A 26,543-nucleotide genomic window follows, 5' to 3' on the forward strand; every position below is an offset into this window, starting at 1 on the left:
ATTGTCTTGAACGTGATTCCTAGATTCGGAGTTTGAAGATGAAACTTGAACCCACACGATTGGCCATTGCATTGGCCGTCGCTATGGTGATGGGCGCGGGCCCTACCGCCGCGCAGGCACAGACCTCCTCCAACGCCACGATCAACCTGATCCGCATGCTGGTCGAACAGGGCGTGCTCAAGCAGGAGCAGGCCGACGCCCTGGTCAAGCAGGCCGAGGCCGAAGCCGCCCAGGCCCAAAAGACCCAGACGGTCCAGATCGGCGCGGCGGGCGCCGCTATCGCCCAGCCGGGCGATGTGCGCGTGCCCTACATTCCCGAGTCCGTGCGCGCCAGCATCCGCGACGAGGTCAAGCAAGAGGTCATGGTCCAGGCCAAGGCCGAGAACTGGGCCCAGCCCAATACCTTTCCCGACTGGGTCTCTCGCATCACGGTCGAAGGCGATGTGCGTGCGCGCTACGAGTCGCGCCTGTACGACTCGTACAACGCCGACAACATCATCAACTTCAATGCGTGGAACAACAACGGCCCCATCCGCATCACCGCCAATGGCCAGGATTACTCGCTGGATTTCCCGTACACCAACACCCGCCAGGATCGCCGCAACATGCTGCGCGTCCGCGCGCGCCTCGGCGTCAAGGCCCAGATCTCGGATCAATGGCTGGCCGGCGTGCGCCTGGCTTCGGGCAGCGACGACAGCCCGGTGTCCACCACCCAGACGCTGGGCGGCGGCATGAGCAAGAAAGACGTGTGGCTGGACCAGATGTACATCGGATACCGCCCCAGGGAGTGGGTCAACATAACGGCAGGCCGCGCCGCCAACCCATTCCTGTCGACCGACATGCTGTATTCGAACGACTTGAACTTCGACGGCGTTTCGGCCGTGTTCAAGCAGGCCTTGGCCGATCGTCCGGTCACGATGTTCGGCACCCTGGGCGCCTTTGCCCTGGAGCAGACCTTCGGCAAGTGGTCGGACAGCAGCTGGAGCGAAGGCGAGACCGAGAACAAGTGGCTGTTTGGCGCGCAGGTCGGCGCCAAGTGGGAAATCAACAAACGCAACGCACTGACCGGCTCCCTGGCGTATTACCGCTTCGACAATATCTCCGGCCAGCGGTCGTCGCCGTGCCGCACCGATTACGCGGTCTGCGATACCGATTGGTCGCGCCCGGCCTTCATGCAGCAAGGCAACACCGCCTTCCTGCTGCGCAACCTGGTTCCCGCCATCCCCGGGGACCCGACCAACGCCGCCAACGACCAATACCAATACGTCGGCCTGGCCTCGAAGTTCAACCTGCTGGACGTGAACCTCATCTGGGACACCGAGGCCTTCGACGGTCTGGGCCTGCGTCTGCATGGCAACTACGTGCGCAACCTGGCCTACGACGAAGGCGAGATGCGCAGCCGCGCCGGCGGTGTCGGAAACGTCGTCAACAATCGCGCGGGCGCGAACGGCGCGTCGATAGAAAGCGGCCCCAATGCCTGGATGCTGCAGGCGGCGTTGGGCCGCGGCCTGGACTTGCGCAGCAAGGGCGACTGGATGGTGTTCGCCGGCTACAAGTACATCGAACCCGACGCCATGCCGGACGGCTACAACGATTCCACGTTCCATCTGGGCGGCACCAATGCGCGCGGCTACTTCCTGGGCGGCGGTTACGCCTTTGACGACAACGTCTACGGCCTGCTGCGCTGGACCAGTTCCAAGGAAGTCTATGGCGCGCCATACGCGGTCGACATCGTGCAAGCGGAAATCAACGCGCGCTTCTGATGGAAAAGGCAGACATGAGAACTTCAGTTCGTACTCGCAAGCAAGCGCCGGGCGGCCTGGCGGCATTGGCGCTCGCGCTGGCGGCGGTCCTGGGCGCGCCCGTGACGGCCCAGGCGCAAAGCATGGAAGAGCGTCTGCGCACCGAGCTGCGCAGTGTCACGCAACAACTGCAACAGCTGCAAAGCGAACGCGCCCAGCTCAACGCCGCCAAAAGCACGGCCGAAGCGCAACGCGATGCCGCGCAGAAAGAGATCGAGCAACTGCGCGGCCAAGGCAGGCAACTGCAGCAAAAGCTGGAGGCGGCGCAAACCGAAGCCGGCAAGCTGGACCAGGTGCGCGAAGCCGCCCGGGAACAGGTCGCAGCCAGCCAGGCGCATGCCGCCCAGGTGCGCGGTGCTTACGACGAACTGCTGGGCATGGCGCGCGCCAGCGAAGCCAGGCGCAACAGTCTCGAAACCGCGCTCAAGGAACGCGAGGGGCTGCTGACGATGTGCGAAAGCAAGAACGCCGATATGTATGCCGCCGGCAAAGAACTGCTGGCGGCCTACGAGTCGTTCGGCACGGGCGACATGCTCAAGATCCGACAGCCCTTTGCCGGAAAGGCGCGAGTCATGTTCGACGAACAGGCCCAGGGCTATGGCGACAAGCTGTACGACGCACAGTTCAATAGAGACGCGCGTCAGCCGCCGGCCGCCGCGGAATCCAGCCCCGCGGATTGAGTTTTCATTTTTCTTACATGGAAGCAATACACAATGACTGACAGCACTACTCTCATCCAGATCGTTACGGCCGACAGCCTGACCGCGCTGCTGCAGGACGCCGGCCTGCGAGTGAGCCGTTCCGATCAGAACGGCTCGGTGCAGTTGCTGAGCGCCAGCCAAGGGGCGGGATTCTCCGTGCGTTTCGGCAACCCCGGGCCGAAGGAGGGCGAGTTCGTCGACTACACGTTCAGGTGTGCACTGCGCGTGCAGGGCGAACTGCCCGACGACCTGGTGGGCTCATGGAACGTGGGCAAGCGTTTTGCGTGCCTGACGGTGCAGGGCGGCTCCTTCCTGGTGCTGGAAATGGACGTGGTCGTCGCCGGCGGCGTCAGCCAGGACCATGTGCGCGCCAAGATCGAACTGTGGGACCGCCTGCTGCAGGAGTTTTTGATGTTCCTGCGCCAGTATGTTCGGCAGGAGGGCGGGCAGCAGCCGGAGGCGGCCGAGACTGCGGCGCAAGAAGAGGGTGGTGCGACCAGCCACGCGGCGCAAGAAACCGTCGCGTGATCGTGATCAGTCCTTTTCGAGAGCGTTTATGAACGAATGCAATATCTTGCGCGCGGTCGCGGCGGCGGGTTTGAGCGTGGTCTTGCTGGGCGCCTGCGGCGACAAGAGCGAAGCCCAGGCCAAGACGTCGGACCAGGCCGCGGCACCCGCGCAGGCCAGCGCCGATGGGGCACCGACGGCCAAGCAGACCGTGACGCCTGCTGACAAGCCTGTTGCCACCCTGGGAGATGTCTCGATCTCGCGAGCCGACATCGAGGACGTCCTGCGCGGCCTGACCATCGAGCAACGGATGCAGCTGCAGGCGGACCGGGCCTCGCTGGACCAGTGGCTGCGCGCGCGCCTGGCCGAAAAAGCCCTGATCGCGCAAGCCGGCAACCAGGGGTGGGCCAGCCGCCCGGAGATTCGCCGCGCGCTGGAACTGACCCGCGACCAGGTCGTACTGCGCACCTATCTGGAGTCCGTCAGCGAACCGCCCGCGGACTACCCTTCTCGGCAGGAACTGCAGGCCGCCTACGATCAGAACAAGGCGCGACTGACCGTGCCGGCGCGCTATCGCATTAGCCAGATCTACCTGGCCGCGCCGTATACCGACGGGCAGGCCGTGGCTCGCGCCAGCAAGCAGGCCGCCGATCTGGTCAAGCGCGTCCGCGCGGAGAAAGCGGATTTCGCCGCCCTGGCGCGCGAGTACTCGCAAGACAAGACCAGCGCAGAAAAAGGCGGCGACAGCGGCGAAATGGCGCTGCAGCAGTTGATCCCGGGCCTGCGCGAAGTCGTGCAGAAAATGGCCAAGGGCGAGGTCAGCGATCCGATCCAGCTGCCCGGCGGCGTTCACATCGTCAAAGTCGTGGACGTTCACGAAGCGCAGGCGCAACCTCTGGCGCAAGTCGAAGATCAACTGCGCGCCGCATTGCGCACCCAGCGCCAGCAGCAAGCCGCGCGCGCCTATCTGGAGGGTCTGATCAATGGCGGAACAGTCAGTATCGACGGTGGGGAAGTCAGCGCCGCTTTCGAGGCGGTATCTCATCCAGCAGTCGGCGCGACGAGCCCCCCTCCATCCCCGGTGGCCGTTCAATAAGGACGACGTCGGGCAGGGCGCGCGGGTCCGGCTCAACCAGCGCATCCGGACGTCGCTGGGCTATGCCAGCTCGCCCCGGTCCGTCGCCATCGGGCCGGCGCTGCTCGACGCCCTCCAGGACAGCCTCACGCCGGAACGCCTGGCGCGGCTGTTGCCCCAACCCGGGCCCGTCGCCATGAGCCGCGAGTATGTCGTCGCGCTGTACCGGGGCTTGCGCATCGTCTGGCTGGCCGAGTTGGTGTTTGGCGATCGGGACGCGGCCCGCGCCTGGCTGGACCATCCCAAGGTCCGTCTGCAGGGCCGCGCGCCGCTGGACACGGCGCGCACCGCGAGAGAAGCGGATTTGCTCGAGCGTTGGCTGATCACGATCGACGAAGGCAACTTGATATGACGACACTCTGGCGCTTGAGCAACCGCGACGCGCTGATCGGCACGGCGCCCCTGGCGAGCCGTTGGACCCACGCCGGCGCGCCGGTCATCGTGCTGGACGCGTCTCCGGTCGCCGCGTTGCTCGCGCGCCTGGCCCTGGTCGAGGTTCGACGTCCCGACGGGCTTCCGCATGGCTATCGCCTGCTTGAAGTGCAGGTCCCGGCGCGCTGCATCGCCAGTCCCGAGCCGCCGCGTTTCTGGCAGCACGACCTTGGCGTTACCCGCGCCTTTGGTCGCAAGTGGCTGGAGCAAGGCCCCCTGCTGCTGCGCGTGCCTACCATGACAGGCGCTCCGCAGTTTCTGCTGAACTGCACGCATTCCGATCTGTCCCTGTGCGAGATTAAAGAGGGAGAGGGGCATCCTTTTTCGGGGATGATGGGCGCTGTCGAGTCGGTGCTCGCGGCCGGCAGTGATTGGTTGAGCTATTCATAGGCTTCGGGACCATCGCCGGCAGCCGCCGGATGGCCGACAACACGCGACGTGTGCCGGCCTGGACGCGGTTCGACGCATGCGGGCGCTATCTGGCCCGCGTCTTTCACCACCTGTGCTGGTAGGTCAGCGTCAGCACGGCTCCCGTGGCCGGGAGCCGGCTGGTGTTGGTGTTGCTGCGCAACAGCTGGCTGTACAGCGGGTAGTAATCGCGGTTGAAGAGGTTTTCGATGCCGAGGATGAAGGTGTTCCGCGGATCGGGCTGATAGCGGCCCATGACGTCCACGGTGAAGTAACTGCTGACGTCGCGGCGGCCGAAGCTTTCCTTCCCGTCCAGTCGATAGTCCTTGGCGCCGAAATAGTTGGCCTGCACGCGGGCGTTCCAGCGCTCGTTCGGCCGGTATTGCAGATAGGCCGTGAGCTTGACGGGCGGGACCCGGTAGCCGGTCATGCCTTGCCAGCTTCCTCCATCCGGCTGCTCCCGGCCCTTCATCCACGTGAAGGTGCCCCCGGCTCCCCACGTTTCGTCGTCGGTGGTGGCGTCGATGGTGCCTTCGACGCCGTAGATGCGTTCCTCGGTGCGGGTGAGTATCAGGCCGTTGTTGAAGCTTTGCACGTCACCGAGTTTCGACGTGGTGTAGAACACAGCCAGGGACGCCGAGGCGTTGCCCGCGCCGCCGCGCCAGCCCAGCTCGTAGTTGTTGGTCTTCACCGGCTGCAGATCCGACGAGCCTATGTCAAAACCGGGACGCGCATTGCGCATCTGGACGCCGATGTCGGGCAACTGGAAGCCCTGGCTGAAGTTGGCGTAGAGTTCCTGGCCGCGCACCGGGGCATACGCGACGCCGAAGTTCCACAGCAAGGCGTCGTAATTGACGGAGCCTCCTTGCACCGTGGCCGGGGAGGGCACGCGCAACTGCGACAGGGGCACGAAATCGTCGAATCTGGCGGAGGCGTACTCGTAGCGCGCGCCGCCCTGTACCGACCATTGCTCGTTGAAGCGGTGTTCAAGCTGCGCGAAGAGGCCAGTGCTGCGGGTGGTCAATTCGGGCATGTAAGTCAAGCTGCCGATCTTGTTGAACACGCGTCCGCCGCTGCGGTCGTAGGCCGCAGGATCGAAGATGTCGATCGGCATGTCGCTGCGTTCCTGATTGAAGTCCGCGCCCCAGAGCACCTTGGACTGCTTGCCCAGCGGCGTGTCCACGGTCAGGCGGCTGCCGAACACCTTGGTGTTCTGCGTGACCTGGTCCACGTTGTTGCCGCGCGTGACGACGGCGCGCGCATCGAAGGGGGTGAACCGGGTGAAGTAGTCGCGGTAATACATCTGGGCCGTCACCTTGCTGCCCAGCAGATTCAAGTGCTCGTATTCCAGGTTCAACAGCGTGTTGCGGATCTGGTTCTGGTCGGTCAATTGCAGGCCGTCCATGGGCAGGGCGCGCGCCGATCCCGGCGGCAGGCGGCCGACGGAAGGGTCCGAGGTGTAGTCCGAATCCTGGTCTGCGTTGTAGTAGCTGGCGGAAAGCTGCAAGCGCTGTTCTTCGTCGATGCGCAGTCCCAGCTTGCCGCCGAGGCTGTATATGTTGGAGTCGAACAGATCGCCCTGGCTGGGCTCGGGCGCGATGCGCCTGCCCTGCGCGTCATACGAGGCGCCGTTGTGGCGGGCGCCCAGGTCCAGGGAATAGTCCACCATGCCCCGGCTGCCCGCGAAATGCTGCTGCAGCTGCCCGCCCAGGCCGTCGGCGCGCAGGCGGCTCAGGGGACTGACGGCAGTCACCGTGGTCTCGGATACCGGCTCTCCGCCGGCAGGCCGGGTGGTGATCGACACAATGCCGCCCGTCGCGCCGGCACCGTAGATGGAACTGCTGCCGCGCAGCACCTCGACCCGTTCGATGGTGGCAGGGTTGATGTTCGCCAGGTTGCGGGACGAATCCCGGTTCGTGTTGAGCGGCACTCCGTCCACCAGGACCAGCACGCCGCGGCCGCGCAGCGTCTGGCCGTAGTCCGTCATGGTGCGGCTGGAATCCGCCATGCCCGGCACGGTCTTGGACAGTATGGTGGCCAGACTGTCGGAGCCGGTGCGCAGCTCCTGCAAGGCATCCCGCTCCAGCACGATGGTCTGCTGCACCGGGCTGACCAGATTGCTTGCCGTGCGCGACGCGGAGACTTCGATGGGGGCCATGACCTGAGGCTGACCGGCGCTTTCCGGCTCGATGATGGTCGCGGCACCGTCCTGGCGCACACGCAAGGCCTTGTCTTTCAGCAGAGTAGATAGCGCCTGCTGCGGCGTCATCGTGCCCGAGACGGCTTGCGCCTGCATACCCGCGACCGTCTGCGGCGCATAGAAGATCTGCAGGCCGTGGGCCTGGGCCAGACTGCGCAGGGCCTGATCCAGCGATTGCGCGGGCATGTCGATCGCCACCGGCGCGGCCTGCGCCCGTACGCCTGCCGCTCCCGTCATCAGCAGGGCCGCAAGCGCTGTCGTTGCCAAGCCTCGCATCCGCGCGCGCCTTCCCCATTCTTTGCGATCCACTTCCTGTGCTCCCGAATCATGCTGGCGGACACCATGCCCGCCTGGTTATCAGGAAGAAGACGCAATACGCGGAAAATACCTGAATGCCGCGGTGGCCTTTTTTGTAACAACGCCCGGATGCCGTGCTTCAGCGGCCTACGATCTCGGCCCGGCCGTCCGGCAGGCGCCGGACCGCAACCGGCAGAATGTGCGGCAACGCCGTCAGGAAAGCATCCGTATCCGTGGTCTGGAACACGCTGGTCAGCCGCAGCGTTTCCAGTCCCTGGCGCGGCGCCAGGGTGATGGCGTCTTGCCGGTAGCGCGACACCTCGCGCACGGCGCTGGCCAGGTCGGTGTCTGTGAACACGATCTGCCCCTTGCGCCAGGCGAGCGCGGAGGCCGCAGGGTAGGCCCGGACCTGACCGGCGTGCCCGCTGGCGTCGATGCGGACCGCGTTGCCGGCGGTGACGGGCACCGTGGCCTGGTCTCTGGCGCCGGCCACCTCCACCGAACCCGATTCCACCACGATGCGTACCTGGTCCGCGTCGCGGCGCACGTCGAAGCGGGTGCCGGTAACGCTGGCGCTGCCCAGCCCCGCATCCACGACGAAAGGCCGAGCCGAATCCTTCTGGACCGAGAAAAGAGCCTCCCCCTCTTGCAGGAGGACCAGGCGCCGCGCGCCGTCGAAACGGACCTCGATCCGGCTGCGGCTGTTCAGTTCGGCGGTGGAACCGTCCGGCAGCGTGAGGCTGCGCCGTTCGCCGGCAGCAGTGCGGTATTCCACTGCGGGATCGGCGCGCAGCCAGAGGCCCGCGCCGATCGCTGCAGCCAGCACGCACAGGCCGAGCCCCACCGCTTGCCGCCGCGCCGGGCGGGCAGTGCGGCAGGGCTCCTCGGCCAGCGCGCGTAGCCGTTCTTCGGGAACTGCGCCAGCCGCCTGCCAGATGGATTCCAGCATCCGGTATTCGGCTGCGTGGCGTGGATCCGCGGCAAGCCAGGCGTCATGCTCGGCCTGCGAAGCGGCGTCCCATTCACCGGAGTGCATACGCGCGAACCGCCGCGCCGCTTCATTGCGGACGGGGTCGGCGCTGGTTTCGGGCGCCTGGGGCGGACGGTCAATTCGGGGCATAGGCTCCCAACCGTTCGCGCAGATGCAACGCGGTGCGAATCATGTACTTCTCGACCATGTTCTTGCTCAGGCCCATGCGCTCCGCGATCTCGGCTTGCGTCAAGCCTTCCAGACGCTGCCAGACGAATACCTGCCGGCACTTGAGCGGAAGCTCGGCCAGCGCCGCTTCCAAAGCCAGGCTCAGTTGTTCGGTGCGGACCTGCGCCAGGGGATCGCCCCAGGCGCTGGGATGGCCGGCTATGGTATCAAGCGGCACCCATTCCTGCCCGTCCGTCCGCCGGAAATTGTCGACGGCCATGTTGCGCGCCGCCTGGTGCAGATAGGCGCGGGGCTGGGTTACGCGGTCGGGGTCGGTTTCCAGGCATTTGACCAGGGCATCATGCGCGAGATCGCGCGCGGCGTCACGGCAGCCCAACTTCCGGGTCCAGACCGCAAGCAGTTCTTCGTAGTAGGCCAGGAAGCCTTGCGAACGGGGGGGACGTGATGACATGGCGGGAGGGCGGCAAGGCGATCATGATAATGCTTTTTATTTGCATCGCCTAGTGCACAGGCGCCCATCCCTGGCGTTCAAGCCAAATGATCGCCTCTTTGCGTTGCGAGGGCTCGCCATGGTCCCGCCGCGGCTGCGCTTCGCGCCTTGGCAGCCCATCATCGGGGCCTATCAAGGCGCCTTGCAGGGTGACAGGCCCTAGCGCAATTCCGGTTGGATCAATGCCAGTCCGGGATGTGGGGCTCGCGCGCACAGGATGGCGCCCGACACCGACTCGGTGCAGTACACCGTGCGGCGGTCGTCGCCGCCAAAGGCAAGGTTGGTGGTCGACGCGCCCAGGGGGCTGCGCCAGACGTTAAGCGGCTCGGCACGGTGGTTGAGCAGCCACACGTAGCCCAGTCCGGGATTGCAGACCAGCAGATTGCCCTCGCGGTCCACGGCCAGGCCGTCCGGCCCGCTGGGGCCGTACGACGTGAAGAACTGGCTCACTTTGCTGACGCTGCCGTCGGCCATCAGCGGTACGCGCCACACGCAATTGCCGCGCGTCACCGCCAGGTACAGCACCTTGCCATCGGGCGACAGGGCCACGCCGTTGGGGCTGGGCACGTTGTGGAGCAGGCAGTCGAGCTGGCCATCGGGCCGCAGGCGATACAGCCGGCCGGTGGGGTCGTGCAGGCCGCTCTGGCCCTGGTCGGTGAAGTACAGATTGCCCTGGGCGTCGAAGATCAGGTCGTTCACGCCTTTGAAGCGCTCGCTGTTGCGGCGGGCCAGGTAAGGGGAGACCCGGCCGCTCGCGACGTCCAGCGCCATCAGGCCGTTCTTGTAATCGGTGATCAGAAGCCTGCCGTCGTCCAAGAACTTCATGCCGTTGGGCTCGCCGTCGTACTCGGCCACGAGCGACCATTCGCGATCCGGGCCTATGCGGAACACGCGGCCCCAGGGGATGTCGGACACGTACAGGTTGCCCTCCCGGTCGAACACGGGGCCTTCCAGAAACGAGTCGACGGGCACGCCGCCACGGTTGGCGTCCGCCCAATCGCTGCGTTCGGGACGGCGGAAGCGCTCGGGCATGGGCGACCAGACATCGAATTGCGCCATCGCGGGCGCCTGCAACAAGAACATGGCGTCTCCTTGAAGCCTATTTGGCGTCGTAGCCGATGCTGCGGGCGACGTTGCCCCACATCACGCTGCTGTCGGCCAGGATGCGGCCGAACTCGGCGGCATCGGCTGCCCGCGGTTCGGCGCCCATCTTGGTTGCGAAGGATTGCATTTCTTCCGAGGCCATGGCCTTGGCGATCTCGCGCTGCAGGCGTTCCGTGACTTCCGGCGGCGTGCCTTTGGGCGCCCACAGGCCCGTCCAGTTGACCACGCCGAAATCCTTCACGCCAGCCTCGGCGAAGGTCGGCACGTCCGGCAACACGGCCAGGCGTTTGTCGCCGCTTACCGCCAGCAGGCGCAACTGCCCGCCTTGCACCGGACCCATGACGCCCGTGGTGGAAGCGAACTGGAAGTCGATCACCTTGCCCAGCACGGCCTGCGTGGCTTCGGCCGCGCCCTTGAAAGGCACGTGCATGAACTTCACGTTCGTTGCCAGCGCCAGGCCTTCGGCGGCGAAATGGGGCGTGGTACCGGGGCCGCCGGAACCATAGGTGATGGTGTCGGGCTTGGCGCGCGCCTGGGCGATCAGGTCGTCCAGTTTGCGATAGGGGCTGTCGTTCGATACGGCCAGTGCCATCGGCGCGAACACGAAGGCGGAGATGGGCTGCAGGTCCTTTGCGGGATCGAAGGGCAGCTGCTTGAAGATGTGGGGCAGCAGCGAATAGGTCGTGTCGTTCGCCACCAGGGTGTAGCCGTCGGGCGCGGCGCGGGCGACCTGGCTAACGCCGATCGTGCCGGTGGCGCCGGGCTTGTTCTCCACGACAAAGCTCTGGCCGGTCTGCGTAGACAGCATCTGCGCCATCTTGCGCGTCGCCACGTCGACTGCGCCGCCGGGGCCGTAGGGCACCACCACGCGCACCGGGCGGCTGGGCCAGGCGTCCGCGGCCTGGGCGATGCCGCAGGCAAGCAGGGGCAGGGCGGCGGCAAGCGCCAGCGTTGCGCACCGGACGGCGGGCGAGGTTCGAATACGGTAGGTCATGTCTTCCTCCATTGTCGTGCAAGAATCAGTCGGCCTTGAGGCCCAGTTCCCGGGCCAGCTTGCGGTAGGTATCGATTTCGTTGGAAAGCTGGGCGGTGAATGCGTCGCCGCAGGTCTGGCGCGGCTGCATGCCCAGGGCGTCCAGGCTCTTGGCGGTGGCGTCGGCCTGCGAAAATCCCCGCGCCGTTTCCTCCAGGCGGGACCGCACGTCCGGCGGCAGGCCGGCAGGCGCCAGCACGCCATACCAGGCGTCGGCGGTGTATCCGGGCACGCCGGCCTCATCGAAGGTCGGCACCTGGGGCAATTGCGGCAGGCGCTTGGGCGTGGCCACGGCCAGGGCCGTGAGCTTGCCGGATTGCACTTGCGGCAGCACCGAGCCCAGTGTCGCCAGCGAGCTGTCGACCTGGCCGCCCATCAGGTCGGCGATGGCCTGCGCCGCGCCTTTGTACGGGATATGGTTCATGCTGATGCGGGTCTGGCGCAGGAACTGCTCCGTGGCGAAATGGCCGGAGCTGCCGGTGCCCGGCGTTGCATAGGTGAGCCGGCCTGGCTCGGCGCGCGCGCGGGCAAGGAAGGCGTCCAGCGTGCCCACCTTCAGGGCCGGGCCGGTCACGAGCACCGTGGGGCTGACCGCCACGGCGCATAGAGGCGTGAAGGATTTGAGGGCGTCGAACTTGACTCGGTCGGCGTAGAGCGCCGGGATCATGGTGTGGTTGGTGGCGCCGAACAACAGCGTGTAGCCGTCGGGCGCAGACTTGGCCACGGCTTCGGCCGCGAGGATGGTGTTGGCGCCGGGCCGATTCTCCACGACGAAGGTCTGGCCCAGCGCCTGCGACGCATACGAGGCGAAGGCGCGCGCGACCACATCGGTGGGGCCGCCGGGCGAGAAGCCGACGACCACGCGCACGGGACGCTCGGGATAGGCGGCGTGGGCGGCGCCGGCTGCAAGCAGCAGGGCGGCCAGGGCGGACAGTTTTGATTTCATGGCAGGTCTCCGTATGCCTGGGTTCGCGCGGCTGGGCGCCGCGTCATTCTTTGTGGATGCCGGCTTCGGCAAGGATGTGGGCCGAGCGCTCCATCTGCTCGTCCAGGAAGGTCTGGAATTCGGCGGCCGTCGAACCGACTGGCTGGGCGCCGAGTTCCTGCAGGCTGTGGCGCAGCGCCGGGTCCTGCAGCGTGGCGCGCAACTCCCGTTCGATGCGTGCCGCCACGTCGGCCGGCAAGCCGGCGGGCGCCAATACGCCGTTCCATTCGTAGACCGAGTACTGGGGCACGCCGCTTTCCGCCACGGTGGGCAGTTCGGGCAGGGCGTCCACGCGTTTGGGCGAGGTCACCGCCAGCGCGCGCAGCTTGCCGCTCTTGACCAGGGGGTAGGAAGCCGCCATGTTGCTGAACATCATGTCGATCTGGCCGCCCATCAGATCGGTCAGCGCCGGCGCGCCGCCCTTGTAGGGCACGTGCGTGAGTTCCAGCTTGTTGCCCTGCGCATACCAGGCCGCGGCGATATGCTGCGCCGTGCCTTGGCCCGGCGTGCCGAAGGTCAGGTGGCCCTTGCGCGCGGCGTCGGTGAGGTCTTGGATGCGCTGGTAGGGCGCTTGGGCCTGCACCACCAGCAGATTCGGCGTCAGGCTGACCAGCGACACCGGCTGGAAGTCGCGCCGGCTGTCGTAGCTGAGCTTCTTGTAGAGCGACGGATTGATGGCGAATGCGGTTGCGTCGTAAAGCAGCGTGTAGCCGTCGGCCGCGGCATGCGCCACGCTGGCCGCACCGATGGAGCCGCTGGCGCCGGGCTTGTTCTCGACCACCACGGCCTGGCCCAGCCGGGCGCCCAGCTTCTGCGCCACCAGGCGGGCCTGGGCGTCGGCGGCGCCGCCGGCGGAATAGGGAACGACCAGCCTGAGAGGACGGTCGGGGTATTGGGCCGCGGCTGCGCCGGCGCAGAACGCCAGAACGGCGGGCAGGAGGCGGATGCGTTTCACGAAGTGTCTCCTCGTTGGGTAGGCGCGCAGCCTGTGCCGGCTGCTGCGCCCGATGGGCTAAATGGTTGGGGGGGTCAGACGGTGGCTATGGGAGTGGCGGGCGAGCCCGCCGCGCCGGGCAGCCGCAGCGGCGGCGCGGTCAGCAGGAAGCGGTGGCGTCCGTGCGCGCGCAGCCAGCGCGCCAGGGGCGTCAGCCACCAGAGCTCGCCCAGGTGGATGCCGTTCTTGAACAGGCAATGCTCGTGCAAGGGCAGGCGCGGGCGGCGCAGCGGGATGGCGGCGCCGCGCAGGCTGACCGGCTGCACCAGCTCCACCGCCGGGTTGTCGGCGATGAGGCAGGCGAGGCGCGAATCCACGATCCACCGCAACAGGCGTTCGTCATGGCCGTCCAGGCCGCTGCCCGTGGCATGCAGCCGCGCGACATCGGGCCGGCGGTCCATCGCCATCAGCGTGTCGCCGAAGCCGGTGTGCAGGCACACCATGTCTCCGGCTTCTATCCGCACGCCGTCGGTATCCAGGATCCGCATCAAGGCGTCATAGCCGACCGCGGTCCGCGTGCGGCCGACGTGTGCCTCCAGGTCGACCAGCACGGCGCGGCCCTGTACGCCGTGCTCGGCCAGCTGTTCGATGCCCAGGGCGCCCGCCACAGGGCCGGGAAAGCGGGCCCAGTCCGCCGGCGCTTGCGCGTCTTCGCCCGCTGCGCGGATCTCGGCGCCGGCGCGAAAGCCGTTGTAGAACACCGCCTCGGCCTCGCCGTCGCCGTCGGCGTCGAAGCGGCTGCCCATGTGCGCCAGGCTGTCCCATTGGGTCGAATACTGCGTATTCATCAGCAGCACGTCGTCGCACACCACGTCGGTGAGCAGCGGGTCTTCGGACGCATACGACCAGCAGAAGCCCTGGACTCCGGCGCTCTTGCCGTCGCGCAGCGTGGCGTAGCGTTGCGGCGGCAGGCGCCGCGGATTCAGCGCCATGCCGCCCGGCACGTCCAGCGGCAGCGAAAGGCAGAACGTCAGCCCTTCGCGGACCTCGGCGATGCCTTGCAGCACCTTGGCGCGGTCCACCAGGTTCATGCGGCCGCGTTGGTCGTCGGGGCCGAACTCGCCCCAGTTGCTGCCGGCGGGCGCGTGCTTCCATCGTTGCGCCATGGCGCGCCTCCTCAGGCCTGCGCCCGGGCGCGGGCCAGCACGTCAAGCACGTTGCGCGCCGCGGCCACGCCCATGTTGACGTAGGCCGCGCTGGTCACGCCGCCGATATGGGGGCTCAGGATGATGCGCGGCTCCTGCTGGAACGGATGGCCGGCGGTCATGGGTTCGACCGCGAAGCTGTCCAGGCCGGCGGCCTGCACCTGGCCCGAACGCACTGCTTGCAACAGCGCTTCCTCGTCGACCAGGCCGCCGCGCGCCGTGTTCACCAGGATTACGCCGGGCTTGCATTGCGCCAGCGTCGCGGCGTTGACCATGCCGCGGTTTTCGTCGGTGAGCGGGCAATGCAGCGACACCGCGTCGGCTTCGCGCCAGATGGCGTCCAGAGGCACGCTTTCGATGTAATCGGGCAGGTCCTTCGCGTACGGATCGAAGCCGATCACCCGCATGTTCAGCGCGTGCGCCATGGCGGCCATGCGCTGGCCGATGGCGCCCAGGCCGACCAGGCCGATGGTCTTGCCGCCCAGCTCCAGGCTCTTGTGGGTGGATTTGTCCCAGTGGCCCGCGCGCATGCGCTCGTCCAGCCCCACCACCGATTTGGCGCAGGCCAGGAGCAGCGCCAGGGCCTGTTCCGCCACGGCGGCGGCGTTCACGCCCACGGCGGCGACGACCTGGATGCCGCGCTCGGCGGCGGCGGCCTTGTCGATGGTGTCGGTGCCGCTGCCGTGCTTGGATATCACGCGCAATGCGGGGGCGGCGTCCATCGCTGCGGCCCCAATCTTGCTGTATCGCACGATGATGGCGACCGGATTGCGCTCGCGGCACAGCGTCACGATGCCCTCTTCGGTGGGGGTTTTACCGGCGAAGGCCAGTTCGTAGTCCTGCAGCAGCGCCAGCGCTTCCGGCGCAAGGTCTGCCGCGGTTACGACAATGACGGGCTTGTCCGTGGCGGCGGCACTCACAGCGTTTCCCCTTCCTTCAGGACGCCGGCTGCGCGCAGGGCTGCGTTGAGCCACTTGGCTTCCGTGTCGCCTGCCTGGATGGCGGCGATGCGCGCGGCCTCGTCGCGCACCTTTTTCTCGGCGGCGGGCAGCAAGCCCTCGATCTTTTCGCGCTCGACCACCACCACGCCGTCGGCGTCGCCGATGACGAAGTCGCCGGAATGGACGGTCACGCCGCCCACCGACACCGGGTGGCCGATGCGGCCGGGCACGTTCTTGGTCGGGCCGTTGGGATTGGTGCCGGCTGCAAACACCGGATAGTCCATCTCGATGATTTCGACCGTGTCGCGGGCGGCGCCATCCATCACCACGCCGGCGATGCCCAGCTTGCGGCAGGCGTTCATCATGATGGTGCCCATCAACGCCGAGCTGAGGTCGCCCTTGCCGTCGATGACCAGCACGTCGCCCGGCTTGGCCAGCGAAATCGCGGCGTGAATCATGAGGTTGTCGCCCGGGCGCACTTCGACCGTCAGCGCCGTGCCGGCCACCTTCATGCCGGGATGCAGGGGACGGACGCGGCCGTTGAGCGCGCCGCGCCGGCCGGCCACGTCGGCCAGGATGGCGGGTTGCAGTTCCGCGGCGCGGCGCACGATGTCGGCGCTGACACGGGGGAAGTCCTTGATGATGTCCTGATTGGCCATGAGTGTTTCCTGTTCGGAGTAGAGAATCGATGAGGTCAGGCCGGCTTGATGCCAGCATCGCGGATGACCTTGCCCCATTTGTCGAAGTCCGCCTTGCGGGTCTGATCCAGCGCCTGCGGCGTGCCGCCGGCCAGCGTGATGCCAAGCTGCTGGGCCAGCGCGACGAGCGCGGAGCTCTGCAGCGCGCGGCCGATATCCGCGTTGAGCCGATCGATCACGGGAGCGGGCGTCGCCGCCGGCGCGAACACGGCCTGCCATTGCTCGACCACGAAATCGTCGAAACCGGCTTCCGCCATGGTCGGCACGTCCGGGAGCGCGGACAGGCGTTGCGCGGACGTAGCGGCGAGGGCGCGCAGCGCGCCGGTCTGCACGTGCGGCAGCGCGGCCGCGGCGGGAATGAATGCGAACTGGACCTGGCCGGCCAGCGTGTCCTGCAGCGCGGGCGTGTCGCCCTTGTAGGGAACGTGCAGGAAGCGCGCGCCGGTTTTCTGCTGCAGGAGCTCGCCCTGCATGTGCAGGATGGTGCCGGTGCCGCCCGAGGCGTAGGCCAGGCTTTCCGGCGCCTTCTTCGCCGCCGCGACCAGTTCGGCTACCGTCTTGAAGGGCTGCTCCTTGCCCACGACCAGCAGATGGGGGATGGTGCCGATCATGATCACGGGCGCAAAATCGGCCACGGGGTCGTAGGTCAGCTTGCCCATCACGTGCGGCGCGATCGCCTGCGGTCCGATGAACGTGCCCAGCAGGGTCAGGCCGTCCGCTTCGGCGCGCGCCACGCGGGCCGCGCCGATGGTGCCGGTGGCGCCGGGGCGGTTGTCGACGATCACGCGAGTGGACAGCAGGGCGTCGAGCTGCTGGGCGATGGCGCGGCCCAGCACGTCGGTGCTGCCGCCGGCCGGGTAGGGCACCACCCAGGTGATGGCCTTGCCGGCGGGCCATTCCTGCGCGGCGCGCACGCCGAAGGCGGCGCTCGCGGTCAGCGCCGCGGTTGCGGCCAGGAAGCTGCGGCGGGAGAGGGTGGATGGGGCTTGCATGGGGTGTCTCCGTGGTGTGCTTTTCATGCCGGAAAGCCGTAGAGGGCTGCCGGGTTGTGGACGAGGACCTGGCGCAGCCGGGCGCTGCCGGTCCAGTCGGCCAGCCGGTCGAGCTGGCGCGCGTCATCCGGCATGGGCTGCATGCCCGACGACGCGGAGGCGTGGGGCCAGTCGCTGCCCCACACGACGCGTTCGGGATTGGCGTCGAGATAGCTGCGCGCCAGGGCATCGAGAGCGGTGTCTTCGATGGAATGCCGGGCGCTGACGATGTAGCCGCCGGACAGCTTGACCCATGCGCGGCCGCGCTCGAGCAGGCGCAGCACCAACGCGTGGGCCGGATGCGCGCCGGCCTGATGCGGGGCGATACGCGCCATGTGGTCGAACACGATGGGCACGGCCAGGTCGGACAGCGCCGGCGCCATGGCGGTCAGGTGATCGGGCGCCATCAGCAATTGCACGTGCCAGCCCAGCGGCGCGATGCGGGCCGCCAAAGGCAGGATCTGATCGGCGGAGCTGGTCACGCCCAGCGAAAGATTGAACCGGATGCCGCGCACGCCGGCGTCGCGCAGGGCTCGAAGCTGCGCATCGCTTTCGGTGCCGTCGATCACGGCCACGCCGCGCCCATGCTCGCCCAGCTGCTCCAGGCCATCGAGCATGGCGCGGTTGTCGGCGCCATAGGTCGATGGAGTGACCAATACGGCGCGCTGCGTTCCCAGCCGGGCCTGGATGCCGCGGTACTGCGGCATCGACGCATCCGGCGGCAGCAGTTTTGCGCCGGCCACGGCCGGGTAGCGCGCGTCATAGGCGTGGACGTGGCAATCGCACGCGCCGGCCGGGACGGCGATGGCCGGCCGCGAGTCACCGCTGGAATAGGGATAGCGGGCCTGCATGGCGGATCACTCGACCTTCGCGCCCGAGTCCTTGACGATCTTGCCCCAGCGGATGCGGTCGTCGTGGATCAGCTTGGCGAATTCCTCCGGCGTGCTGGTGAGCACGCGCGCGCCCTGTTCCTGGTACTTCACGCTCAGGTCCTTGGCCTGCAGCGCCTTGTTGAATTCGGCATTCAGGCGCTGCACGACGTCTTGCGGGGTGCCGGCGGGCGCGGCCAGACCGAACCAGGTGACCGCTTCGAAGCCGGGGAAGCCCCGCTCGGCGATGGTAGGCACGTCCGGCATGTCAGGCACGCGCTGCGCGGAGGTCACGGCCAGCGCCCGCATCTTGCCGTTGCGCACGTGGCCGATGAGCGTGGGCACCGACGACAGGTACATGTCGATCTGGCCGCCGATCAGGTCGTTGGAAGCCTGCGCCGCGCCCTTGTAGGGAATATGGGTGAGCTTGATGCCCGCGGCGTTCTGCAATTGCACCGCGGCCAGGTGCGCCACGGTGCCGTTGCCCGAACTGGCGAAGTTCAGGGCGCCCGGCTTGGCCTTGGCGGCGGCAATCATGTCGTCGAAGGACTTCAGCGGCGAGTTGGCCGGCACCACGATCACCAGCGGCGCATCGGCGACCAGGCCGATGGCGGTCAGGTCTTTTTCGGGGTCATAGGGCAGCTTGGCATAGAGGGTGGGATTGATCGCCAGGTTGCTGGTCTGTCCCAGCACCAGCGAATAGCCGTCCGGCGCCGACTTGGCCACTGCATCCACGCCGATATTGCCGCCCGAACCCGGCCGGTTTTCCGTGACGATGTTCCAGCCGGTGTTGGTCGCCACCTTGAGCGCGGCTTCGCGCGCCAGCACGTCGGTGCCGCCGCCGGGCGGGAACGGGACGATCAGCCGGATGGGTTTGTTGGGATAGCCCTGAGCCGCGCTCAGGCCCGCCATGCACATCAGGGCCAGGCCCGACAAGATGCGCGCGATCTGCTTCATGGTTTGTCTCCGATCCTTGTTTTTGGTGGAAGCATTGTGGATGCGTGTTCCGAGGAATACAATGCAAGTTCGTACAACGAAACACGTTCCGTACCATGATCGACGATATGACTCCGGATTCAGACGAATCCCCTGCGGAAGAAGGCGTGGTGGCGGTGCGCCGCGCGATGAAAATCCTCGAGGCTTTCGGCGTGGACGATGCGCACCTGACCCTGGCCGAACTGAGCCGGCGCACGGGGTGCCACCGTTCCACCGTATTGAGGCTGGCGCGCACGCTGGCAATGGACGACTACCTGGCGCAACGGCCGGACGGCACGTGGCGCCTGGCGCGCGCCGCAGGCTGGCTGGGCGCCTGCTACCAGGCCACGTTCAATATCGTGGAGGTGGTGCAGCCCGTGCTGCGCGAGCTGTCGATCGCCACCGGCGAAAGCGCGACGTTCTATGTGCGCGAGGGCAAGCAGCGTATCTGCATGGCGCGTGTCGAAGGCCCCAAGTCCATCCGCCACCATGTGCGTGTGGGCGCCGCGCTGCCGTTGGAATTGGGCAGCCCGGGCCGGGTCCTGCTCGCGTTCTCCGGAGAAGCCGGTGAACCCTACGAATCGATACGCCGCGCCGGCTACATGATTTCGCTGGGCGAACGCGACGCAGAGGTTTCGAGCATCTCCGCCCCGGTGTATGGCATCAACTGGACACTGCAGGGGGCGATCTGCATTTCAGGCCCGCTCTCTCGTCTCACCGAGGCGGTGCTTCTCGGGCACAAGGAGTCGATCCTGGCCGCGGCCAGCCGGCTGTCGCGCTCGATGATGGGCGTTGGGCAAGGGTAGTGCGGGGGGCCGGGCGGGGCATTGGCAACGCGGAGCGGCGCCCCGCGGGCCCACTTACCTCAATGTTCAGTCGTCGATGCTGACATTGCTCTTGCGCGCGGCTTCGACCCAATGCGCGGCCTCCGCGTCGACATGGCGTTGGAACGCCGCCTGGTCCTGCATCCAGGGTTCTGCTCCCATGTCGCGATAGCGCTTTTGCAGCGCGGGATCGCGCAGCGCTTCTTGCAATGCCGCGCTCAGCTTGGCCGCGACGGCAGGATCGAGGCCCGCCGGACCGAACACGCCGGTGTACAGGGTGGCCTCGGCGCCGTTCACGCCTTGTTCCGCGATGGTGGGCACATCGGGCAGCAGCGGCGAACGCGTCTGCCCCAGTTGCGCGATTGCCTTGACGCGCCCTTCCCGGATCAGGGGGAGCGCCGTGGTGATCTGGTCGACCATGCCATCGATGGTGTGCCCCATCAGGTCGGTGGCGGCCGGGCCGGTGCCTTTGTAGGCAACCGGCGTCATCGGCAGCCCACCCGCGGTGCGCAGCATTTCCGCCGCGAGGTGCGTGAAGGATCCGACTCCGGCGGTGCCCAGGCTGACGCCGCCTTCCTTGTGCTGCGCATAGGCCTTGAACCCGGCGAAATCGTTCGCGGGATTCTGCGTGGATATGGTCAGCACGGCCGGGTTGGTTGTCAGGCCTCCCAGGACGGTGAAGCTCTTGACCCCGTCGTAGGCGATACGCTTGCTGACGGCGTTGGCCATGGCGTTGGTGCCCGTGCTGGCCAGGAGCAGGGTATAGCCGTCGGGCTTGGCGTGCGCGACGTAGGCGGTGCCGATCACGCCGCCGGCGCCGGCGCGGTTTTCGACGATGACGGGCTTGCCGAGGGATTTGGCGAGCAGCTCCGACACCGAGCGGATGACGAAGTCGGTGTTTCCTCCGGGGGCGAACGGCGCCACGATCGTGACGGGCCGCTCCGGATAGGAAGTCTGCGCCAGCGCAGCGGTTCCGACGCCCGAACACAGGAGGGCGCCGAGGAAGAGTTGCCGAATCATGTTTGTCTCCGGATATTTGGCCATGCGCGGCGGGCGGCCGGCGTCAGGGGCGCGCGAAGCCATAGAGCTCGCAGGGGTTGTCGACGAAGATCTTTCGCCGGGTAGGGGCGTCCTTCATCCAGTCATGGATGAGATCCTGGATGCGGGCATCGTCCGGCAACGCCTTGTCGGGGTTGGCGATCACCGAGACATGCGGCCAGTCGGTTCCCCACAACATGCGTTGCGGCGCCGCGGCGATCCAGCTCTTCAACAGTTCGCCCGCGTCCGCATAGGCTGCGTCGCGGCTGTCGTGGTTCAGGCCCGAGAGCTTGATCCACGTTCGTCCCCGGTCGACCAGCCTGCGCAGCACAGGCCAGGCGGGATGGGCAAGCGCATCCGGGTGGGGAATGCGGCCCATGTGATCGATGACCAATGCAACGGGCAACGCCGCGAGATGCGTTTCGAGCGCCGGGTAGTCGCGCCCCAGGGCATGGACTTGCACATGCCAGCCCAGATCCGCGACCTTCGCCGCCAAGGCCTGCATGCGGTCTATTCCGGCGCCTGCGGGCCGGGCGAAGTTGAAGCGTATGCCGCGCACGCCCAGAGCATGCAGGCGACGCAGTTCCGCCACGGGCGTAGCGTCGTCGATGACGGCCACCCCGCGCGCCTGCTCGCCGAACGCGGCGAGCGCCTCGCCCAGGCAGGCGTTGTCGGTGCCGTAGCTGGACGGTTGCACCACCACGCTGCGGCTGACGCCTAGCCGTTCGCGCAACTGGAGGTATTGCCTCACCGTCGCATCCGGCGGCCTGAAATCCGCGTCGGGGTGGTAGGCGAAGCGCGTGTCGTAGATGTGGTGATGGCAGTCCACGCTGCCCTCGGGCAGGCGATGGCGGGCGGGATCGGTTCCGCCGGACCACGGGGCTGTCGTCATGGACTTGGTTTTTCCTGGCATTGGGGCGTGTAGGGAGTCTTCAGTACCTTGGCGGCCCGGAAGGCATGCAGCGGATTGACGGCGCCTTCGGGCCAGCGCCCGGCAGCCAGCGCGGCGACCTGGCGCACGGTATCCATCGTCTGGTGTTCGCGCGCTTGCACGGTCATGCCGCCGACGTGCGGCATCAGCACCACGTCCGGACGGTTTTCGAAGCGGGCGGACGGCTTCTGGTCGGCGGCGCGGCCGACGTCCAACCCCGCCCCGCGCAAACGGCCCTGGTCCAGGGCGTCAAGCAGCGCATCCTCATCCACGAGTTCGCCGCGCGCCAGGTTGAGGAAGCAGGCGTCCGGTTTCATCAACGCGAACGCGGCCCGGTTCATCAGATTCTCGGTCTGCGGGGTGGAGGGGGCCAGGCAGACGACATAGTCGGAGCCGGCCAGCAGCGCCTCGAACGAAGCGGCGTTCCGTCCCAGCTCTTCGGGCGAAACATAGGGGTCGTGGATCCGCACGGACATGCCGAGCGCGCCGGCGTGGGCGGCGAGCTGCCGTCCGATGCGGCCGTATCCGAGTATGCCCAGCCGCGTGCCGGCGATCTCCCGGGACTTGGCCACCACGGGAGTTTGTCCTTGGGCATAGGCGTGGCGGGTCCGGGAAATGCCGCGCGCCAGATCGAAGATCATCGCCAGTGCAAGCTCGGCCACGGCCGTGCCGAAACCCGTGCTTGCGCGGGTCACCAGGATCCCGTGGTCCGAGGCTGCGGGCACGTCGATCGTGCTGATGTCCACGGCGCCGCGCAGAAATGCCATCAAGCTGGGGGCGTGTTCGAAAGTATCGCGGCTGCCCGCGACGGAACGGTGCGCGATGATCACCTGGCAACCGGCGCTGGCCTCGGCCAGTTCGCGTCCTGCCAGCACGCGTCCCGTCCTGTTGCGGACTACGTCGGCGCAGGCTTGCAGCGCCGCCAGGCCGGCTTCGCTGTAGTAACTGTCGAACTCGTCGTCCGTGTAGGTCAGAAATACCCTGAGTCGATCCATTTGCTTCAGTCCATGGAAATGCCGTTCTTCCGGATGAGTTCGCCCCATCTCTGCGTGTCGGTCTCGATGTATTGGGCGAAGTCCGCCGAAGGACTGCTGAAGGGCAGCATGCCGATTTCCGCCAGGCGGGAGACCAGGGCCGGATCGGCCAGCGACCGCCGGATGGCGTCGTCGGCCGTCTGCACGATGGCGGCGGGCGTTGCCGCCGGAGCAAACATGCCGACCCAGGTATTGGCGTCGAAGCCGGGCAGGGTGGCGCTTACGTCCGGAAGCTTCATGTCGACGATCTTGCCGGCGCCGGGCGCGCCGCTGATGCCCAGCGCGATGATCTTGCCGGCCTTGACGTTGCTGATCGTGGCGGGAATGGTGTCGAACATCATGTCCACCTGTTTGCCCAGCAAGCCCGTGGTCGCCATCGAAGGACTGCGGTACGGCACGTGCAGCACGTCTATCTTGGCCATGGACTTGAACATCTCGGCAGCGAGATGGCTGGTGGTGCCGGGGCCGCCCGAGCCATACGTGAACTTGCCTGGCGCCGCGCGGCATTTCTCGATCAGTTCGGCAACCGTCTTGACGTTCATGTCCGGATTGACGACCAGCACCAGCGGTCCGCTGGCGACACCGGAGACCGGCGTGAAATCCTTTACCGGGTCGTAAGGCAGTGATTTGTACAGGCTGGCGTTGATGGCGTGCGTGCTGATCGTGCCCAGCAGCAGGGTGTAGCCATCGGGCGCGGCGCGGGCCGCCGCCTGGGTGCCGATGACGCCGGCCGCCCCGGCGCGGTTTTCGACGACGATGGGCTGTCCCAGCTCGGTCGCGAGCTTGCTCGCGATCAGCCGCGCGGCGACATCGGTGAATCCGCCGGGCGCAAACGCGACGATCAGGGTGAGGGGCCGGGCGGGCCAGGCCTCGGTCGCGGCAATGAGCCGCGCCGGACCCGCCGCCAGGGCGAAGGCCGTGGAGGTCAGGAATGCGCGGCGGGACATGGTATGCATGTTGTCTCCCTGGAGTTGTTGTTATCGCCGCCGCGGGCGTGGCGCCCGCGGCGGGTATTGCGTGCGAGGGCCGGCCGTCAGATCGGCAGCCCCTTGGCCCGCAGGATGGCGTTGAAACGTTCGGGGTCGGCCGTGCCGGCGCGGTTGGTTTCGCGGATCTGGGCTTCCTTGGCCAGATGCGCGCGCGTTTTTTCCAGTACCGAGGGAAGTTCCGCGGCCGGAATGGCGATCACGCCATCGGCGTCGCCGACGATAAGGTCTCCCGGCATGACGGCCAGGCCGGCCACCGCCACGGGCACGTTGATCTCGCCGGGGCCATCCTTGCTCGGGCCGCGGTGGGCATGGCCGCGCGCGAAGATGGGCATGCCGTCCTCGGCCCATTCGCACAGGTCGCGGATCGCGCCGTCGATGACCAGGCCGGCCACGGAACGGGTCACGCAGGTGGTGCGCATCAAGCCGCCCACCAGCGCCTGCGAGACGTCGCCGCCGCCGTCGATGACCAGCACGTCGCCGGGCTGGGCCATCATCAACGCCTTGTGGATCATCAGGTTGTCGCCCGGGCGCACGCGCACGGTCAGCGCCTGGCCCGCCATTACGGTTTCGAGCCTGGCATGGTATTGGCGCAGGCCGATGGTGCCGATGTTGCGGCTCATGGCGTCACCGATTGCGGAGACGGGCAGCGTGCTGAAGGCCTCGACCAGGGCGGGATCGATCCTGGCGGGGTTGGGGTTGATGCGATAGCCGGGCGGCCAATCCGCGGCGACGGCGGTATTCATGCTGGGCATCCTTGAAAAATGAACGGGAGAGACCGGGCCACGCCGGTCAACGGAAAACCTGGGGATTGACGCAGCGCTCGACGCCGGGCGCATCGCCGGTCAGCATCCCCATGACGTTGCGGGCGGCGCCTTCGGCCATGCCCGCCAGCGCGGCGGGCGTGGAGCCGCCGACATGGGGAGTCAGCACGACGTTCTCCAGCGTAAGCAGAGGGCTGTCGGCAGGCAGCGGTTCGATCACCATCGTGTCCAGGCCGGCGGAATGCAGGCGGCCGCTGCGCAGCGCTTCGACCAGCGCCGCCTCGTCCACGACCTCGCCGCGCGCGGTGTTCACCAGAATGGCGCCTGCCGGCAGGGCAGCAAGCCGCTTCGAGTCGAGCAGGCCGCGCGTCGCGGCATTCAAGGGCACATGCAGGCTGAGCACATCGGATCTGGATAGCAGCGCGTCCAGGCTGTCGACGCGCTCGACGTCCGGCACGGGATTGGGCGCGGGGAAGGAGGGATCGTGGGCGAGCACGCGCATGCCGAGCGCTCGCGCGGCGCGGGCCACGCATTGCCCGATCTGGCCGTAGCCCAGCAAGCCCAGCGTCGCTCCGTTCAGTTGGCGGCCATCTTGCAGCCGGCGCCATTGTCCGCTGCGCAAGGCGCGGTCCATCAAGGGGATGCGGCGGGCGGCCGCAATCATCAGGCCGATAGCCATTTCGGCGACCGATGCCGCATTGGCGCCAGGCGTGACATACACCGGCACCCGGCGCGCCGTGGCGGCCGCCACGTCGATATTGCTTACGCCCACGCCATGCTTGGAAATGACCTTCAGGCTGGGGCAGGCCGCGATGGCGGCCGCGCTCAGGGGCGCGGTGCGGGAAATGACGGCATCGACGGGTTCGGCGGCCATGGTGCGCTCGACCTCTTCCGCAGAGTCCGGCTGCGAGAGGTAGAGGATGCGGGCGCCGTGCTGTTCAAGGACGGCGACGCCAGCCGGATGCAGCTTGGGCGCGGTGACGAATACGGTGTGGGACATCACGTGGGAATTTCGTTGCGGCACTCCATACTGAGGACCAAACCAATAACCGTCTATTCGATAATAATTATGGTTCGTTCACTTTGAGTTATGGATTGGCGGTGATGGAGATCAGTCTCAGGGACCTGCGCTATTTCGAAGTCCTGGCCGAAATGCAGCATTTGGGGCGGGCGGCGGAGCGGCTGGCGCGCAGCCAGCCCGCCTTGACCAAGTGCATCGACCGCCTGGAGGCGGCCGTTGGCAGCCCGCTTTTCGAGCGCACCGGCCGAGGCATCCGCCTGACGCCGGTGGGCGAGGTGTTGCGCCAGCGCGCGAAGATGCTGCGCGAGAACGCCAGCGAGGTCATACGCGAGATCAGCGAGTTTGCCGGGGGCAGGGCCGGCCACATCCGATTGGCCAGCGGCCCGATCGCGGCGGACCATCTCCTGCCCGAGCTTTGCGACCTGGCCTTGGCCGAGTGCCCGGACCTCACCATCGAGATCTCGATCGGCCCGACTTCCGCGTTGCGCAATCAGTTGAAGGACGGCAGCATCGACATCCTCATCGGCCTCACCGCCGCCGGCGATCCGGATCTGGTCACGGTGCCCATCGTCAACGACGAAGTGGTGGTGGCGGCCCGTCGCGGGCACGCCATTTTCCGCCGCAGGAAGGTGACGCTGGAATCGCTGCTGGAATTCGCCTGGGCCCTGCCCAGCCCTTCCGTGCCCAGCCGCCAATGGCTGGATTCGGTCTTCGTGGGGCGTGGCCTCGCGCGCCCGCGGGTACAGATCGAGACCAGCGCCCTGCCGCTCTTGCCTCGTCTGATCGCCAAGACCGATCTGCTCAGTTTCGTGTCGCGCCACACGCTGGCGCTGCACCAGGGCCGGATGCTGCGGGAATTGCCGTTGCCCGCCACGACCCTGAGCCGGACCCTGGGAGCCACCTATCGCAAGGACGGCTATCTGTCTCCGGCGGCGCAGCGGGTGTTGTCGATCTTCAAGACCAACGGGGCGCGGTTGTTCGTGAATGCGGTCATCGAAGAGACCAGCGAGGCCGCCGGCGATGGCGCCTCGCCGTAGCG

27 protein-coding genes are annotated in these 26,543 nt (G+C 67.4%); 8 read left to right on the forward strand and 19 right to left on the reverse strand.

The annotated features are described in order from the left end of the window. The first annotated feature begins 38 nt into the window (after positions 1-38). The 6 genes from JL37_RS07895 (at position 39) to JL37_RS07920 (ending at position 4,967) form a co-directional block, all read left to right on the forward strand. Complete coding sequence (locus tag JL37_RS07895) at positions 39-1,763, forward strand: putative porin (RefSeq protein ID WP_043543127.1); 1,725 nt, start codon at positions 39-41, stop codon at positions 1,761-1,763. Positions 1,764-1,777: 14 nt separating this feature from the next. Further along, positions 1,778-2,482, forward strand: a complete 705-nt coding sequence (locus JL37_RS07900) for a hypothetical protein (protein ID WP_043543173.1) — start codon at positions 1,778-1,780, stop codon at positions 2,480-2,482. A gap of 33 nt (positions 2,483-2,515) precedes the next feature. After that, on the forward strand, positions 2,516-3,031 hold the full coding sequence (locus JL37_RS07905) for a YbjN domain-containing protein (protein ID WP_043543129.1): 516 nt from the start codon (positions 2,516-2,518) through the stop codon (positions 3,029-3,031). 28 nt (positions 3,032-3,059) lie between these two features. Beyond that, entirely contained in the window at positions 3,060-4,106 is a 1,047-nt protein-coding gene (locus JL37_RS07910) for a peptidylprolyl isomerase (RefSeq protein WP_052096948.1), read from the forward strand. A gap of 151 nt (positions 4,107-4,257) precedes the next feature. Next, on the forward strand, positions 4,258-4,497 hold the full coding sequence (locus tag JL37_RS30655) for an MbcA/ParS/Xre antitoxin family protein (protein WP_197064582.1): 240 nt from the start codon (positions 4,258-4,260) through the stop codon (positions 4,495-4,497). Beyond that, positions 4,494-4,967: an RES domain-containing protein gene (locus JL37_RS07920; RefSeq protein ID WP_043543133.1), complete on the forward strand. Its 474-nt coding sequence runs from the start codon at positions 4,494-4,496 to the stop codon at positions 4,965-4,967. The genes JL37_RS30655 and JL37_RS07920 overlap by 4 nt, the downstream gene beginning before the upstream one ends. A 103-nt stretch (positions 4,968-5,070) precedes the next feature. Here the strand turns inward: JL37_RS07920 and JL37_RS07925 are convergent, their stop codons facing one another. The 13 genes from JL37_RS07925 to JL37_RS07985 form a co-directional block, all read right to left on the reverse strand. Continuing rightward, complete coding sequence (locus tag JL37_RS07925; protein ID WP_043543134.1) at positions 5,071-7,461, reverse strand: TonB-dependent receptor; 2,391 nt, start codon at positions 7,459-7,461, stop codon at positions 5,071-5,073. A gap of 160 nt (positions 7,462-7,621) precedes the next feature. Further along, positions 7,622-8,602, reverse strand: coding sequence for a FecR family protein (locus tag JL37_RS07930; RefSeq protein WP_052096954.1), 981 nt, complete (start codon positions 8,600-8,602; stop codon positions 7,622-7,624). Next, on the reverse strand, positions 8,589-9,092 hold the full coding sequence (locus JL37_RS07935) for a sigma-70 family RNA polymerase sigma factor (RefSeq protein ID WP_043543136.1): 504 nt from the start codon (positions 9,090-9,092) through the stop codon (positions 8,589-8,591). The genes JL37_RS07930 and JL37_RS07935 overlap by 14 nt, the downstream gene beginning before the upstream one ends. Before the next feature lie 198 nt (positions 9,093-9,290). Then, positions 9,291-10,214, reverse strand: a complete 924-nt coding sequence (locus tag JL37_RS07940; protein WP_043543139.1) for an SMP-30/gluconolactonase/LRE family protein — start codon at positions 10,212-10,214, stop codon at positions 9,291-9,293. A 16-nt stretch (positions 10,215-10,230) separates the two neighbouring features. After that, the gene (locus JL37_RS07945) at positions 10,231-11,229 is read right to left on the reverse strand and encodes a tripartite tricarboxylate transporter substrate binding protein (RefSeq protein WP_052096975.1); all 999 of its coding nucleotides are present in this window, start codon (positions 11,227-11,229) and stop codon (positions 10,231-10,233) included. Between the two features lie 25 nt (positions 11,230-11,254). Further along, positions 11,255-12,214, reverse strand: a complete 960-nt coding sequence (locus tag JL37_RS07950; protein WP_052096956.1) for a tripartite tricarboxylate transporter substrate binding protein — start codon at positions 12,212-12,214, stop codon at positions 11,255-11,257. Positions 12,215-12,257: 43 nt separating this feature from the next. Beyond that, complete coding sequence (locus tag JL37_RS07955; protein ID WP_043543140.1) at positions 12,258-13,208, reverse strand: tripartite tricarboxylate transporter substrate binding protein; 951 nt, start codon at positions 13,206-13,208, stop codon at positions 12,258-12,260. Positions 13,209-13,282: 74 nt separating this feature from the next. Further along, the gene (locus JL37_RS07960; protein WP_043543142.1) at positions 13,283-14,353 is read right to left on the reverse strand and encodes a cyclase family protein; all 1,071 of its coding nucleotides are present in this window, start codon (positions 14,351-14,353) and stop codon (positions 13,283-13,285) included. An 11-nt stretch (positions 14,354-14,364) separates the two neighbouring features. After that, entirely contained in the window at positions 14,365-15,312 is a 948-nt protein-coding gene (locus JL37_RS07965) for an NAD(P)-dependent oxidoreductase (protein ID WP_052096958.1), read from the reverse strand. Then, complete coding sequence (locus JL37_RS07970) at positions 15,309-15,992, reverse strand: RraA family protein (protein ID WP_043543143.1); 684 nt, start codon at positions 15,990-15,992, stop codon at positions 15,309-15,311. Before JL37_RS07970 ends, JL37_RS07965 begins: the two co-directional genes overlap by 4 nt. A 35-nt stretch (positions 15,993-16,027) precedes the next feature. Beyond that, positions 16,028-17,023 carry a tripartite tricarboxylate transporter substrate binding protein gene (locus JL37_RS07975; protein WP_043543145.1) on the reverse strand — a complete coding sequence of 332 codons (996 nt, stop codon included), beginning with the start codon at positions 17,021-17,023 and terminating at the stop codon, positions 16,028-16,030. A 23-nt stretch (positions 17,024-17,046) separates the two neighbouring features. Then, positions 17,047-17,913 (reverse strand): amidohydrolase, encoded by an 867-nt coding sequence (locus JL37_RS07980; RefSeq protein WP_043543147.1) that lies wholly within the window; start codon positions 17,911-17,913, stop codon positions 17,047-17,049. A 6-nt stretch (positions 17,914-17,919) separates the two neighbouring features. After that, a complete protein-coding gene (locus JL37_RS07985) occupies positions 17,920-18,888 on the reverse strand; it encodes a tripartite tricarboxylate transporter substrate binding protein (RefSeq protein WP_043543149.1) in 969 nt (322 codons plus the stop codon). A 107-nt stretch (positions 18,889-18,995) separates the two neighbouring features. Here JL37_RS07985 and JL37_RS07990 point away from each other — a divergent pair, with 107 nt between their 5' ends. Next, positions 18,996-19,712, forward strand: coding sequence for an IclR family transcriptional regulator (locus tag JL37_RS07990; protein ID WP_043543179.1), 717 nt, complete (start codon positions 18,996-18,998; stop codon positions 19,710-19,712). A gap of 66 nt (positions 19,713-19,778) precedes the next feature. Here JL37_RS07990 and JL37_RS07995 read toward each other — a convergent pair whose 3' ends face one another. The 6 genes from JL37_RS07995 to JL37_RS08020 all read right to left on the reverse strand — a co-directional run bounded on the left by JL37_RS07995 (position 19,779) and on the right by JL37_RS08020 (position 25,483). Beyond that, positions 19,779-20,750 carry a tripartite tricarboxylate transporter substrate binding protein gene (locus tag JL37_RS07995; protein WP_043543180.1) on the reverse strand — a complete coding sequence of 324 codons (972 nt, stop codon included), beginning with the start codon at positions 20,748-20,750 and terminating at the stop codon, positions 19,779-19,781. A 43-nt stretch (positions 20,751-20,793) separates the two neighbouring features. Continuing rightward, positions 20,794-21,660, reverse strand: a complete 867-nt coding sequence (locus JL37_RS08000) for an amidohydrolase family protein (protein ID WP_052096963.1) — start codon at positions 21,658-21,660, stop codon at positions 20,794-20,796. Continuing rightward, complete coding sequence (locus JL37_RS08005) at positions 21,657-22,694, reverse strand: D-isomer specific 2-hydroxyacid dehydrogenase family protein (RefSeq protein WP_052096965.1); 1,038 nt, start codon at positions 22,692-22,694, stop codon at positions 21,657-21,659. Before JL37_RS08005 ends, JL37_RS08000 begins: the two co-directional genes overlap by 4 nt. Positions 22,695-22,699: 5 nt before the next feature. After that, the gene (locus JL37_RS08010) at positions 22,700-23,689 is read right to left on the reverse strand and encodes a tripartite tricarboxylate transporter substrate binding protein (protein WP_043543150.1); all 990 of its coding nucleotides are present in this window, start codon (positions 23,687-23,689) and stop codon (positions 22,700-22,702) included. Between the two features lie 77 nt (positions 23,690-23,766). Beyond that, positions 23,767-24,465, reverse strand: a complete 699-nt coding sequence (locus JL37_RS08015) for an RraA family protein (protein WP_043543151.1) — start codon at positions 24,463-24,465, stop codon at positions 23,767-23,769. Positions 24,466-24,511: 46 nt separating this feature from the next. Next, entirely contained in the window at positions 24,512-25,483 is a 972-nt protein-coding gene (locus JL37_RS08020) for a hydroxyacid dehydrogenase (protein WP_043543152.1), read from the reverse strand. A gap of 104 nt (positions 25,484-25,587) precedes the next feature. On the opposite strand from JL37_RS08020, the gene JL37_RS08025 reads away from it, so the two are divergent. Next, positions 25,588-26,541: a LysR family transcriptional regulator gene (locus JL37_RS08025; RefSeq protein WP_052096977.1), complete on the forward strand. Its 954-nt coding sequence runs from the start codon at positions 25,588-25,590 to the stop codon at positions 26,539-26,541. Positions 26,542-26,543: the final 2 nt, after the last annotated feature.

The organism is Achromobacter sp. RTa (genome assembly GCF_000757485.1).
In the GTDB taxonomy this organism is placed as follows: Bacteria; Pseudomonadota; Gammaproteobacteria; order Burkholderiales; family Burkholderiaceae_B; genus Achromobacter.